At 45.5% G+C, this 14,221-nt stretch carries 13 protein-coding genes and 1 pseudogene; 2 read left to right on the top strand and 12 right to left on the bottom strand.

Features of this window, described 5'->3' with window-relative positions:
• Positions 1-155: 155 nt before the first annotated feature.
• From ACWP87_RS12855 to ACWP87_RS12825, 7 genes and pseudogenes are all read right to left on the bottom strand, one after another.
• The gene (locus ACWP87_RS12855) at positions 156-1,550 is read right to left on the bottom strand and encodes an aspartate ammonia-lyase (RefSeq protein WP_005685752.1); all 1,395 of its coding nucleotides are present in this window, start codon (positions 1,548-1,550) and stop codon (positions 156-158) included.
• A gap of 146 nt (positions 1,551-1,696) precedes the next feature.
• A complete protein-coding gene (locus ACWP87_RS12850) occupies positions 1,697-2,272 on the bottom strand; it encodes a YdeI/OmpD-associated family protein (RefSeq protein ID WP_029944068.1) in 576 nt (191 codons plus the stop codon).
• Positions 2,273-2,385: 113 nt separating this feature from the next.
• Entirely contained in the window at positions 2,386-2,805 is a 420-nt protein-coding gene (locus tag ACWP87_RS12845) for a YjdF family protein (protein WP_005685750.1), read from the bottom strand.
• A 283-nt stretch (positions 2,806-3,088) separates the two neighbouring features.
• Positions 3,089-3,379, bottom strand: a complete 291-nt coding sequence (locus ACWP87_RS12840) for a hypothetical protein (protein WP_005685749.1) — start codon at positions 3,377-3,379, stop codon at positions 3,089-3,091.
• Between the two features lie 93 nt (positions 3,380-3,472).
• Positions 3,473-3,721 (bottom strand): hypothetical protein, encoded by a 249-nt coding sequence (locus ACWP87_RS12835; RefSeq protein WP_005685748.1) that lies wholly within the window; start codon positions 3,719-3,721, stop codon positions 3,473-3,475.
• Between the two features lie 231 nt (positions 3,722-3,952).
• A pseudogene (locus ACWP87_RS12830) lies at positions 3,953-5,131 on the bottom strand (NAD(P)-dependent malic enzyme).
• Positions 5,132-5,167: 36 nt separating this feature from the next.
• Positions 5,168-6,493 (bottom strand): 2-hydroxycarboxylate transporter family protein, encoded by a 1,326-nt coding sequence (locus ACWP87_RS12825; protein ID WP_014570217.1) that lies wholly within the window; start codon positions 6,491-6,493, stop codon positions 5,168-5,170.
• Between the two features lie 146 nt (positions 6,494-6,639).
• On the opposite strand from ACWP87_RS12825, the gene ACWP87_RS12820 reads away from it, so the two are divergent.
• Together ACWP87_RS12820 and ACWP87_RS12815 are read left to right on the top strand one after the other, a co-directional pair.
• A complete protein-coding gene (locus ACWP87_RS12820; protein ID WP_014570218.1) occupies positions 6,640-8,175 on the top strand; it encodes a Spo0B domain-containing protein in 1,536 nt (511 codons plus the stop codon).
• Positions 8,172-8,861 carry a response regulator gene (locus tag ACWP87_RS12815; protein ID WP_005685744.1) on the top strand — a complete coding sequence of 230 codons (690 nt, stop codon included), beginning with the start codon at positions 8,172-8,174 and terminating at the stop codon, positions 8,859-8,861. The genes ACWP87_RS12820 and ACWP87_RS12815 overlap by 4 nt, the downstream gene beginning before the upstream one ends.
• A 185-nt stretch (positions 8,862-9,046) precedes the next feature.
• Here ACWP87_RS12815 and ACWP87_RS12810 read toward each other — a convergent pair whose 3' ends face one another.
• The 5 genes from ACWP87_RS12810 to ACWP87_RS12790 all read right to left on the bottom strand — a co-directional run bounded on the left by ACWP87_RS12810 (position 9,047) and on the right by ACWP87_RS12790 (position 13,972).
• Positions 9,047-9,562: a hypothetical protein gene (locus tag ACWP87_RS12810; protein ID WP_005685743.1), complete on the bottom strand. Its 516-nt coding sequence runs from the start codon at positions 9,560-9,562 to the stop codon at positions 9,047-9,049.
• Between the two features lie 873 nt (positions 9,563-10,435).
• Positions 10,436-11,290: an NAD(P)-dependent oxidoreductase gene (locus ACWP87_RS12805; protein WP_014570220.1), complete on the bottom strand. Its 855-nt coding sequence runs from the start codon at positions 11,288-11,290 to the stop codon at positions 10,436-10,438.
• A gap of 322 nt (positions 11,291-11,612) precedes the next feature.
• Positions 11,613-12,011, bottom strand: coding sequence for a hypothetical protein (locus ACWP87_RS12800; RefSeq protein ID WP_005685739.1), 399 nt, complete (start codon positions 12,009-12,011; stop codon positions 11,613-11,615).
• 172 nt (positions 12,012-12,183) lie between these two features.
• Positions 12,184-12,864, bottom strand: coding sequence for a type 1 glutamine amidotransferase (locus ACWP87_RS12795; protein ID WP_005685738.1), 681 nt, complete (start codon positions 12,862-12,864; stop codon positions 12,184-12,186).
• Positions 12,865-13,042: 178 nt separating this feature from the next.
• Positions 13,043-13,972 carry an HAD family hydrolase gene (locus ACWP87_RS12790; RefSeq protein WP_005685737.1) on the bottom strand — a complete coding sequence of 310 codons (930 nt, stop codon included), beginning with the start codon at positions 13,970-13,972 and terminating at the stop codon, positions 13,043-13,045.
• Between the last annotated feature and the right edge of the window lie 249 nt (positions 13,973-14,221).

Here is a 14,221-nt window from a genome sequence, read left to right as displayed (position 1 = left end):
AATCCGCGGGTGCTTTTTTGAGTGAATTAGATTATAGAAAGCTTGTACGTTCCACGTGAAACCTATTGTTGATGACAAAAAGTTCCACATGAAACACCTAAACCGAGGATGCTTGTTTCATGTGGAACAGTTGTGTCACTTGGCAGGAAATCACATCAATTCTTACCGACCGCAGCTGCTTTAGGAATTGGCTCTTGGTTTGTCATGACTGCTGGTGAGAACAGTCGCTTGATCAACTCATCTGGCAGTTGGTGCTGCCGGCGAAGAAGTTCAGGAATGGCAATGTGGGTTTTAAGACTGGTCTTAACGAGTTTAGTTGTCGCTTCATAGCCTAGGTACGGACTAAGAATCGTTGCGCTAATCGCCGAGTGTTGCACATTTTCATCAGACTGCGCTTCGTTAACGGTTAATCCAGTCACGCAATTCGTTGTCAAGGTGTCAATGCCTCGGGCTAAATAGCGCTCGCCTTGCAACAAGTCACGGAAAATAATCGGCTCAAAGGCATTTAGTTCCAACTGCCCTGCTTCTGCTGCCATACTAATCGTTAAATCCTGCCCGATAACCTGAAAAGCAATCTGATTGACGACCTCAGGGATAACCGGATTCACCTTCCCCGGCATAATCGACGACCCTGCTTGTTTCGCTGGCAAATGAAGCTCATTCAACCCAGCTTGCGGGCCACTGCTCAGCAACCGCAAATCGTTAGCAAACTTAGATAAATCCGTCGCCAACCCTTTCATTGCTCCGGAAAAGGCAACTAAGACATCACAATTCTGAGTGGCATCGATCAAATCATCAGCTGATTCAAGCTTTAAGTCAATGAGCCGGTTAACCTGGGACACAATGTGCGCGCGATAATAAGGAGTCGCGTTCAACCCGGTACCGATTGCCGTCCCCCCTAAATTGACCTGGCGTAAATCTTCCGCCGCTCGCGTCAGCCGTTTTTGGTCGCGCTGGAACAAACTGGCATACGCATGAAAACTATGACCGAATGTAGTTGGCACTGCATCCTGCAATTGTGTGCGCCCGACTTTAACCACGTTCGCAAACTCGTCCGCTTTGACCAACAACGACTTAATTAAAAAGGTCAAGGCTTGCTGCAATGGCGGTAAAGCTTGCAAAGCAGCCATTTTCCCAGCTGTGGGATAAGTATCATTCGTTGACTGACTCTGGTTCACATCGTCATTCGGGTGCACCGGCTCAGCGGTATGCTGACTGGCCAAGTTGGCAATGACCTCGTTAACATTCATATTAACCGAAGTCCCGGCACTTCCTTGAATCGCCGGCGCCACCAGTGCATCACGATGTTCACCCATCAACAAGCTGTTACATGCCGCAACAATTGCTTTCGCTTTAGCGGCTGACAATGTCCCGCCAGCAGCATTCACTTGCGCCGCCGCCTTTTTAATGATAATCAGACTTTTAAAAAGCAAAGCATCGGTCCGTTCATGACTAATTGGAAAATTCGCCAGTGCGCGGGTCGTGTGGATCCCATATAAAACATCCTCATCTACTGCCAGCTTGCCAATACAATCTTCCTCGATACGCATTGTGAACTCCCTTTCATATACCAATATTTACGTTCTTAGTATATGCGTGTTCCAACAAGCGTCAACGTTTAATGTGAGCTAGTCTAACAAGTACATCAAAAAGTATACCAATTAAGAAATCTTTTTGTCATCTTAGTGATCGCGATTTACCTTGTCGAAATCGGCAAGCGCCCGCCATCGTTCCACTGGCCAATCATTTGATGCGCCTGACATGCATTGGCAAATTTTGTCAGACGTCGGCGAAATAATGTTGGCTGGTGACTTTTTATTTGAATCGTGTCACACCGAACTCGCCGATAAAGCGCCGGACATGATTCAAAAAATGCCCACGCTCCGGGACGCCGCTTGAGTGCGCGAATAATTCTGGGATCTATCTTAAACCCGCTTGGATCGAGATCAGGTAACCGCGCATAGCCAGCCGCCGTCATTTTTCCTAACCGAATCATGCGACGGCAACGCTCTTTATTTAACTCTGACCACGCACTTCCCGGCTGCCGCGGAACAAACCTTTGTGACGCCGGTTGATCTGGCGCCAGTTTCTTGTAGGTACTGTCGATCCACCCGAAACACAACGCCTCTTCGACAGCATCCACATACCAAAATGTGCCATCAGCTTTCGGAATGCCACGTTTAACGTCCACCCAGCATTCTGACGCATCTTGATTATGCATCGCCAGCCAAGCCCGAAACTGCTGCCGGTTTGTAACGGTTAAATGATTCATAACCACTGTTTAAGCCTCTTTTTTAAATAACGCAAAAGATAACAAAAGATTCTACGCAACAGCGTTAAGCTCACGTAGAATCTTTGTTTTTCCGATTAATTAAAACCCAGCTACTAATGTCCGCGATGTTTCGCTAATCGTTTGGTTTGTTTCTTCAAGCGAACCTCGCTGGCATGCTGATCTTTCAACTGCTTTCGCCTTTGCTTCTTAAGTTTCAAGTTTTGCTTATGTTCCAGCTTCAGAAGCGTCGTTGCTTTGCCTTTTCGCAAACGCTGAACTTCTTTGCGTGCTTGCCGACTCCGCCTTTTAGGACTCATTCCGTTCTGAACCTTTGGCAAAGCGTCAGCCTCACCCGCAGCCCAATGCAACTTGCCCCATCGCTGTTGAACCAACTGCAACAATTCGTTTGCTGTCGGAGCTTGAGTACCAAACGTAACTTTTGCAACACGATAAGTATCGCCACAATTCTGCTCAAATAGCCCCCGATAAAAAGGCGATTCAAAATACACTGTTAGCTTGCCTTGAATGATCAAACTAACACCTCCTTTATTTTTAACCCTATCCGGACATCCAAGGAGGAAGGATACTGACGGCCCAAGCCGCGTCTGGAGTACCAACCAGACTGTGTTTTTGATAGCGCAGTGTTATTGTCTGACTTTACTAGAATCCTGTCAAATTTTGCAGAAGAAAAGAAAGATGACTAAACAGTGGACAGCCAAGGGCGTTACATCTGATATTAAGAACATTTCTAACTTCTTAACAGTAGCGCCTATGACTTAAGAACCCTCGTGACAGCAATCACCTCTACTTCACTCTTTATGGATTATTGTTTTCCAAAACTATATATAACTTTTCCAAACTTTTAAATGACATAAAGTTGGACAAATCCAAGGAAGCATCACCCTTAACAACGACCTTCTCAGAAACGATGCCACGCAAGACGTTATCGAGAGCACGCTGCGTAAACATCTTTTCTTCCTGAAGACTTTGTATGCGGAGAACAAGTGCCTTCAGTCGCTTGTTTTTTCTATGAATGACTACAAAGCAAATTAAAGGGCCAATAGATAAAACTGCTACAATCAGGAAAGCCGCAATTAAGTGATTCATATTCGAACAGCTCGCTTCTATAAGATTAAAACCGGACAACCCGGGGACGGCAGCATTGCCGAAACCTGAGCCTTACTTTTCGATCTTCATTGTCTACCGTGCAGGCTTTTTCAAATTCTTGGAAAATATAACAACTAGAAAAACAAGTATGGACAAAGCGAAAAGTATTCGTAATCCTTCAAAAGTAAATAATTCTCCATCTTCAAAGAGTTGATGAAGATTAATAAACTCAAACATAAAAAGTAAACCCAGCGGCCCAAAAACCGCTCGTCTTTTTCGTTCTATTTCACTGTGCGCGAATCCATCTTGAGATTTAACCTTATGATCATCACTGAGTGCCACACTTATCCCTCCCTACAGGTATAAGCATAACAAAGGCGGTCATCATTTGATCCAACAACATTTAAACGTAGGGATTTCGGCATTTAACGTTCATTTCAGCTAAAGTTACGCGACAAATTCCTTTTTCACCTAATCTACGTGTATCTGTCTTAATTCTTATAGATAACGCCAAGCAAAAAGCCCCCGTACGCAATCGTCACCGATCTTGTAAGGAGGCTTCTAAATTGATTTCTAGGCTTTCGCTGTTGCTTTTGCCGCGTTCCGAACGCTTTCTGCTACCACTTCGGCAACATCCCCGTCAAACGCATTGGCAATGATGTTCGTGGTTGACAATTCATCATCCGGTATCAAACTGGCAATCCCTTTAGCCGCGGCAATCTGCATGTCGATCGTAATTTTGCGTGCCCTAGCATCCAGAGCGCCGCGGAAGATGCCTGGGAAAGCGAGCACATTGTTGATCTGGTTAGCAAAATCACTGCGCCCGGTTCCGACAATATATGCGCCAGCCGCCAACGCTTCATCCGGAAAAATTTCCGGCTCCGGATTGGCCATGGCGAAAATAATCGGTTTAGGTGCCATGGTTTTGATCCACGCTGGATTAAGAACGTGCGGCGCCGATACCCCAACAAAGACGTCCGCACCTTTCAAGGCATCTTCTAACGTCCCGGTGCGGTTTTCCCGATTCGTTATCTTAGCAATCGCCGCATGATGTGGTGGCAGTTGATCAGCGTTCTTTTTAGCTAAAATGCCCACCTTATCCACCACCATGACGTGTTTGACTCCGGCTGCCAAGAATCGCCGGGCAACGGATAGCCCCGCTGAGCCGCCGCCATTAACCACCACGCGAATGTCTTCAATCTTTTTATCCGCTACTTTCAAGGCATTGTACAAAGCGGCGAGCACCACAATCGCAGTGCCATGTTGATCATCGTGGAACACCGGGATGTTGAGCTCATCAATGAGTCGTGCTTCGATTTCAAAACATCGTGGCGCACTGATATCCTAAAGATTGATCCCGCCAAATGTTGGTGCAATGGCTTTAACCGCCGCAATGATTGCTTCAGTGTCTTGCGTATCCAACACAATCGGCACGGCATCAACCTTAGCAAACCGTTTGAACAAAGCGGCTTTTCCTTCCATCACCGGCATCGCAGCCTCGGCACCGATATTGCCTAACCCTAAAACCGCCGAACCGTCACTGACAACTGCAACCGTATTTTTCTTAGTGGTTAAGTCATAAACGAGCGACTGATCCTTGGCAATAGCAGAAGAAACTGCCCCGACGCCTGGAGTATACGCAATACTCAAATCATCGCGCGTCTCAATTGGTACTTTCGGTTCCACACTCAATTTTCCGCCATTTACTTTTGCTTGATCTAGCGCTAGTTGATTAAAATCCTTCTTTGCCATGTGAATCATCCTCCTTAAGTTTCGAAACTAGTCGATTTAAAAGATCATCCGCAGAATCGCCGTCATGGTAATAACGGTAATCGCGCCACCCAAGCGTGTTGCCACCTGAGCAAATGGCATCAGATTCATCCGATTCGCCGTACTGAGAATAGCCACGTCGCCAGTACCGCCCATCCCACTCTGACAAGCCGTCACAATAGCCGTTTCAACCGGATTCATGTTCAGGAACCGCGCTACGAAGAAACCGGTGGAAACCACAGTGAGCACCACACTGATAACCACGATAAAATATTGCCAACTCAACATGCCAACAACATCTTTTAGCGGAATGTATAGTAAACCCAGTCCCGCCATCAACGGAAACGTAAAATTACTGGAAATAAACTTGTATAACTGTTTGGCACCTCGTTGGGTTTCACCCGGAATGACATTGACATATTTCAGAATCGCCGCGGCAACAATCATCAAAACCGGCCCTGGAAATCCGGTCACTGATTGCAACAACATCCCTAAAATGAACAAGGTACATGCCGTGAAAACGCCTGCGCCCATCATTTTTAGATCAAGCGGTCCCGTATCGTCTTTCAACGCGTCTGCCAAGTCATCTTCTGCCCCATTCAGTCGAACCAACTGTCCCTGCCCCGATAACTCCGGACGTTTCTCTCCCAACCGATTCAATAAACCTGAACACATAATGGCAAAGAAGTTACCGATAATCGTTGCCGGAATTAACTGAGCCACAAGCGCGCCGCTGGTCGTCCCTGTGATCGTGCTGTATCCTAGAGACAGCGGCAAGATGCCTTCCCCGATGCCGCCAGCCAAAACCGGCGTCACGATGAAGAACAACGTATGCTTCCACTCCAGACCCAATAACACGCCAACCAAAGTACCCACACCCATCGCCAGAATCATGCCAAGCATCATGGGAATAATCATCCGCATCAACCCTTGAATCAGGATCTTGCGGTTCATCCCCAAAATGCTCCCACAGACTAGACATGCAATATAGAAATAAAGAAAGTTTGCTTGCTTCATCAACATGTCAGTTGCTTTTAACACATTCGGATTCAGGGCGTTATAAAACACAAGGATCGATGGGACTAACAACGACAGTATGGCTGGCCCGCCGAAATTCTTAACCACCGGAATGTTGGCACCAATTGTCCCTAACAACCAGCCCATCGTCAGAATCACTGCAAAGCCACCAAGCATATTGACCGGCAGCTGCTGCATCGCGCCGGCAAGGATGATCACCATGGCCATCACCAGATAAACTGGCAACGGCACGGAACCAATCCTGATCGCCATCCACTTACTTTGTGAACTTTCTGGTGCGCTAGGTGTTCCCGTTTTACTCGCCATTTTCTTTCCCCCCTTAGGACTCTTACTATCTGCAGCATAATGTAAGCGCTTTAAATAGTGAAGATTATTTAACTTTTTTAAGCATCAAAGCATTTATTTAAGCCATTATTGCGTGATTCACAAGCAATAACTTCTGATGGAGGAAGGTGAAAGGCTTGAAAATAAAAGGATGGCGCCTCTGGGGTTGGCTATCACTCATCTTCACCTCAACTTTATTGGTGACGGTTTTCACAGTCTATGGCTTCACCTTATTGGAAAATCGCCAGCAGTTCGAGACGCGTGAAAGTCAACTTTTACTGTCAGTCGGCCGCCAATTGGCTCAAGAACCACGTGTCATTTCTGCGCTTAAGGCCAATAAGGCTGATCCGGCAACGCGCGCTTACGCCAATTCTGTTGCCAAAAACTTCAAACTCGACTTTGTTGTCATCATGAACATGCAAGCGATTCGCCTCACCCATCCTGATCCCAAGCAGATTAACCGCCATTTCCGAGGTGGGGATGAGGTTCGCGCCTTGCAGGGACACGCCTATGTTTCTGTGCAACGCGGAACCCTAGGGCGCTCCTTACGCGGGTTTGTTCCTGTCTACCAAAACCGCAAACAAATTGGGGTGGTGGCACTCGGCATTAAAGTCACAGCCTTACAAATGCTCATTCATAACTCCCAAAACGGCTTTCGCTTGGCATTGCTAGTCGGCATCGTTATGGGCATCCTCATCGCCTTTTTGGTGGCTTATTACATTAAGCGGCAACTACACGATCTTGAGCCTAAAGAAATTGCTCGGTTGCTTGAGGAACGTAATGCCATGCTGGAAGAAACCAAAGATCCGGTAATTGTTGTGGATCTCAACCAGACGATTGTGCTAGTTAATAGAGCTGCCAGCAAACTGCAGCGCCACCTCATTCATGAACAAGCATTTATTGGCCGGCCGTTAACCACTTTAATTGCCCATCCGGAACGCATTAAGCTGACGGTCAAGACCGAGCAGTTTTATCAGCAAGATGGTCAGGATTATCTGTTCTCAGCCGCGCCGATTATCGTGAAGAAGCAAAAAATCGGTTACGTTATCTTTTTACGCAACGCCACTGAAGCCATTTTCGTTGCCGATCAGTTGGCGAACACCACAGCTTATGCCAACGCACTGCAAAGCCAATCCCATGAGTTTATGAACAAACTGCACGTTATTTACGGATTGGTCGCGATCAAACAGTACGATGAATTGGCGATTTATTTACAAGACCTTTTGAAACCGGAACAAGAATTTGCTAATCGCCTCGCATTATTAGTAAAAAATCCGCTCGTAGCTGGGTTCATGATTGGCGAACGCGAGAAATTTGCCGAACGTAAAACAACGCTCAACTTTGAAATCGTGCCAGAACTGCCTGCCAATCCCAATGTTAGCGAAACTAAATCACTTTTAACCGTCAGCCGTTATCTGCACTTTGGTCTTTTACAGCAAGATTTGCCTGCGACCATTCTAATTCAGCTCGATTATGCTCAGAACCAACTGACCATCACCTATCATCTAGCACAACCGCTTAGCCGTAACACGTTGTTGTCAGTGATTCATCAAGATTACTTCCAACAATTACTTTCTGATTTGCATGGCACAGCCACCCTAAGTCCAACCGACCCACTTGTGTTGACTTTGGTGGTGGACTACCACGAGGAGGCAAAAAAATGACCAACATTCTCATCGTTGAAGACGATCCCATGGTGCAATTTATTCATCGCAACTATCTGGAAAAGCTTGGCACTTTTGAGACGATTTACTCGTCGGAGACCATTGCCGAGGCCAAAAAACTGCTGGCAACCCGTTCGATTCAACTCATTCTCTTAGATATTCGCCTAAAAGATGGTAATGGGATCGACTTTTTAACTGAACTACGCCGCACCAAGCAAATGGTTGATGTTATTTTAATCACCGCAGCCAATGAAGTCGAAATCGTGAATGACGCCTTACATCTAGGTGTCATCGATTACCTTATCAAACCTTTCACGATGGAACGCTTCGAAAAAAGCATCCAGCGTTTTAAAACGAAAAATCAAGCGCTGGTCAGTCAGCAATTGAACCAAAGTCAACTTGATGCTTATTTAGAACCACACACGCACGCTTCTTCCATTCGCGACTTGGATAAAGGTCTAAGCAAAGCAACTTTGGAAATGATTCAAGCCGCAATTCAACAACTGCCATCATCTTTTACGGTCGCACAATTAACCGCTGAAACCGGCTTGTCGCATGTCTCGGTTCGAAAGTATCTAAACTTTTTGGAGGATCATCGCTTCCTGAAAAGTGATACGATTTACCGCAAGACCGGCCGTCCATTCAAGACTTACCAAGTGATAGCGCCATTACCGATGCTGTCGTAACTTAATCCGGAAGACTTCAGTACGGCTAGTTGATGGTTAGCTCAGTGCCTTTCTATAACGCGCCCACATAAAAAACGTTAACGTCAATCAAACTGAATAGTTGATCACGTTAACGCTTTTAATATTGGACGAGGTGCTTTTTTGACTGATTTTTTGACCACTGACGATGCTTGCTCGCTTACCGATTAGTGACTCGTGACCATATTAGTGAAGACCCGTGATGTGATAACCGGATCGTCCTTAGTCTTCTGCGATTGTGCCGACGTTCGCCAATGGTAACGATCTAACGGTTTCACCTGAATCTGGTGCGTTTGCGGATGCTTCTTCTGCATCCCTTTCAACGTGCGATACCAGCTATGCTCACCTGTTTTCAAATCGATTAATGCATAGCCTTCACCATTTATGCCAGACTTTCGAAAATCATAGTTATGATCTTCTTTTGACTTCACAACCAACATTCGGCGATTCCACCCCACCGCCTGCACATGATAAAGCAACGTGTTGGCGTCAGTAGTTGTTTGAAGCTTTCGCGGGATCCGTTCGATTAGAAAAGGCCCAACGCCGGATTTTGTGATTTCAAAATGCCGAGGCAGTTTGATTGAAAAGCCTTCTGCATCGGCTCCGGGATCACGTTTGTTCTTTGGACCATAAAGGCTCGTCGCAATCGAGCTGACTGTTAACAAAACACTTAATCCGATCATCGCTGATATTGCCACCAATGTTCTCTTTTTCAAGTGTTTCCTCCCGTTTGATCTAGCTAAGTCGTTCGTTCAAAATATGTTGATTTCAGTATAATATCTCTTTTCGGTGCCCTACCGTTATCAGTTTGAAAATTATAGAAACTTCAGAATTTTTTGTAAATGATTCCAACCCAGTTTCACGTGAAACACCCTCAAAACTTTAAATGCTTTTACCGAATAAACCTTTAAAATGATGGGAGAGAAAACCTTTGCTTAATACGAAGGCTCTAAAACTGTATATGTTTTCTTCAACGATAGGTATAGTCATGTGGTTAAAGCACTCATTAACATCCCAATCTATTGGGGTCGCAGTTTCTCTGAATTTAGGTTACATTTTCTTTCTAATCGGTGGCATATTTCAAAAACCCAAGTTGGTCGTGGCCAGTTCCTTCCTCATCATCTATGGAAATTTGGGGTTTGTTAAGCAAGTAAATGGCGATGCAGGCCATTCCTTCTCAAAAGTTGCCTCTCTTTTAATCATCATTCTTTGCCTTATAACGTTTTATCTGCTGAAAACAAACACTTTGTCGTTCCTTATACCCTTGGTTTCACTAATAATAAATGGGGCTTTAGTCAGTATAAAAACCCATGATCAGAATTGATGAGCTCTCTTAAGCCGAACGATCAAAATGAAATGGCCGCGGCTTTTTATTTTTCTGATTTAGAAAAAGGGTTCTTTTACACCCGTTTGAACATAAACCATTTGCAAGTGCGGAACTGGTCAACATCACGATCAGGAACTTTTACACCAAGGATTTACGTTAAGCATTAATACAACCAAAAAAAGAGACCCCTTTTGCGTGAAAGAGTTGTCCCTTTTTCGATATATCATGATTATTCCGAAGCATTTGGCAGCGCCGTCTTCTTATTGGTAATATCAATAAACTTCGCCTCGCCGTCAACTGAATCAACCGCTTTTTGCAGGCGTTTCATGGCCGCCGTGGCGATTGGCAAGTCGACAAATTCCTTGGTCGCGTTGTCTAATTCGACTTCATCAGCAACCGAGTCTTTGAGTGGCCGCGGATTGCTTTCGTCTAGTGCTCGGAGTACGACTGGCTTAAGTGGTCCCATCTGTAACAATTCGAGCGTGGTTTCATAGTCAATGCCGTATGCATCAGCTAAATCCAAGGTTTCGCGAATGCCGGCTTCGGCTGCCATAATCGCAACATTGGTGATCAATTTTAGCTTAGCGCCGTTGCCTTGGTCACTAACATACCTGATCTTGCCAAAGGTCTCCAAAACCGGCGCAACTGTCTCTACCACTTGCTTGTCACCAGCTGCAATCAGCACCAGACTGGCTTCACGAGCATATTTCACCCCGCCGATCATCGGCACATCTAGCAAAGTCGCATGTGCTGGCATGGCACTTTGAATCGCGGTGATTTTTCGAGGATCCAATGTTGAAGTGACAATCAGCGTGCTGCCCGGCTGTAAATAATGGACAATTCCCGGGTCATCTACCGTCCCGATATGCAATGCTGGCACATCAGCTGACATGACCGACGTGATAATGATTTTAGAAGCGGTCACCGCATCTTCCAGTGAGGTCGCCGCCCGAACATGATCTCCTGCCAGTGCCGTCATTTTAGCCGGTTCTTTGTCCCAAATCACGACATCATAACCAGCCTGGGCCAAATGCGGCACGATCTGACTACCCATATCGCCAACATCGATAAATGTTATTTTCATGGCTGTTTTCCTTTCAATTTAAGGCTAAGCTCCCAACAAAATTATTAAAAGGTTGCAATAACTTCCAGCAATAAAAAGATAAAACATTTGTGCATAATCATCACGCAACCGGGCGAATCATTTGCCACGGTATCACCTTCAAATTAGCATGATTAAAAGCCGATTTCAAAAACAAAGCTCACCTGCTGGATTTAATTTTGCCAAGACGCAAAAAACGCTGCCTCGCGCCGATTAGTTATTTTTAAAATCCACTTATTTGGCGATCCTTATTTTTTCGTAGCTAAAGATCGGCGTACCCTGCGTTTTTGCCGTATCAGCCAGATTACTCTGGTGCCTTGCCTGACACGCGCGTCAGACTCACGGTCAAAACATTGTCCTTGGTCGTGTTATAGTCAGCCAAAATTCCCTTCACAACGCCTTGCGAAGGTCCATGCGTTCGGGTTGTTTCTTCATAATTTTGAATCCACGTACTGACCGCATTGAAGCCGAATTCAAACCCTTCAAACACCTGCATGTAAACCGATGAGCGCGGATTGGTCGCGATGATCGTAATTTTTTTGACGCGGCCATTTTCAATTTGCATGGTCAAGTTGATGAGCTCGTCAGCAATTAAAGTCACGGTTCCATTTTCAGCAGTTCGCGGTAATTTATAAGCCGCCAAGCGCATATTAGCGTTATACACCCGCTGAACATAAGCATAACTCCCCAGGTCTTCGTGCATGATTTTCACTGCCCTTCACTTGTGTCAGTCAACAGCTGGCCTACGCATTCTGATCTGCTGCGCCCCGTTATTTAATAGTGTACAATTTATCTTTAAAAAGGAGAAATAAACAGCTCGGTAGTCAATCCTTAAAGAAAAAGCCGCCTCTTCACTGAGACGACTCTTTCAAATTCTATTTTGTTGGCGTAGTTATGAAATCCAGCATACGGAAGATGGCTAAGCGGTTAGCCTCTGGTGGATCAACGCGCATAATTTCTGCGGCCGTTTGATGTAAAGCGTTATCGTCTAAAGCATAAGCCGCATCGTTAATTGCTATTTCGCGAACATCATCAGCTTGCGGTTCCAGATGAAACTGTAAACCAATTACATGATCACCAAGTAAATAGCCTTGGTTTTTTAACAATTCATTACTGAATAACAACGTCGCTTCATCCGGAACTTGAAACATTTCTTCGTGCCAATGCAAAGCCAGCAACGAATCTGGTAAACCGGGAATCATATGCGTTTGTAGATGTACAGGCGCCCAACCAACCTCTTTAGCCGGTGCTTTGCTAACTTTATAGCCCATCGTCTTTACGATTTGTTGCGCGCCATAACAAGCACCAAAGATTGGTTTATGCTGGCTCAACAGTGTCTTAATAAGACGACGCTCTGCCTTAATCCAATCAATATCGTCATTTGGGCTCATCGGTCCTCCTAAAACAACCAACAAATCTGTTTCAGAAGCGGTTGGTAATGTGCCGTCAAATTGATAAGGATGGTAAACGTAAAGCTCATGTCCGTAAAAATCTGCCCAAGTCTTAATAGCCCCCGGACCTTCATTGGGAGTGTGTTGCAAAACGTTAATTCGCATTTTAAATCCTTTCACATCTCCGGCAATGTTTGATTTGGGTTTCGCCTGCAATTACCCAAGATGATTTATCTTAACACTTACTCAGGAATTTTTATATCTCAAAAAGCAAGTGACGAGTTACGCTTACATCTTTGCAGCCAGTACGGTAATCTTTTTTCCATCACACAAGCTACTGTGATTAGCGATTAATCGACCGCGCCATCCGCTGAATCGTATGCCGTTCCCCACGAATTGCTTTGCTGACGGCGTATAAATTGTCGACCGGCGACTCAAAACCCCACGCAGAATCGCCGACATGTTGCATATCGACACCGCAGATTTTGTTGCGAATTGCCATTGCCTGCAACACCCGACTGCCGCTGCCTTCCTGACTAGTACCGATCGCACTCATGACCAAGCCGCCTAACTGATGAACCACTTTCACGACTTCGGTTAATTCGGCTTCGTCAAATCCCGGCACTGAGCCAACTGCTGGTGCTAAAATCACATCGGCTCCTGCTTCGATAAAGTCTTTGGCCGTTTCTGCTGTCATAATCCGTTCATCAACTCCGGAAGCATGCATTTTACCCGCAATAATCAAGCCGCTGAAGTATTGCTTGGCCACGGTAATGCTATGGATAATCGCTTCATTAGTGACCCCCGTGCCCGGATTCCCGGTTAGAACCATGAACTGAAAACCCATTGCTTCTGCTTTTTTGATGACAGCCTCACTTGCGGTACAGCCGGGTAAAATCGCAATCTGTTGTTCCATCATGTTAGGATGATCGCCAATCGGTTCAAGATTAATCCCCACTGGCCGCCCAACCAATTTCTTCAATCGGTCAATGCTCGCTTTGCCATCATGCTTAGGCGCAGCAGCAAGATGCCGTTCACCCGGATAAAGACCGAAAATTTTCGGATCATTCACATCCAACCGATTACACAAAATCATATCCGCCCCAAAAGCAGCCGCAATTTCTGCCGTCGTAATGCTATCCAGATTCTCTTGCGTCACGATATTTTCACTCACAATAATTCGGCCTTCACTGGCTTTGATGCTTTCTTTCAACTGCTGCCCATTAAACTGCATGACTTCACTGGTACTGGCACTCAACAATCGTTTCACCATGACTGTAAACCTCCAAATTTATTAAAAAGTTAGTTCAACCTTTGATATCATCATTATACTTCCGCCGCTGCTTCGATTTCGTCTTCGTCAAACATTGATTCGTCAACGCCCCAGAAGAAAAATCCAGTAGTGTCACCGACTAAATGCAAAAATGTTTATTCACTTCAGCAACAAAAAAAATCACGACCCGCAAGCATATTTTATACTTACGAATCGTGATTTTTTTATCTATTCTGGGTGGTCAGGGGA

Source organism: Lacticaseibacillus sp. 22 (assembly GCF_055413445.1).
The sequence above is the reverse complement of the archived record's forward strand: the minus strand, read 5'-3'. Positions and strand labels throughout refer to the sequence as shown.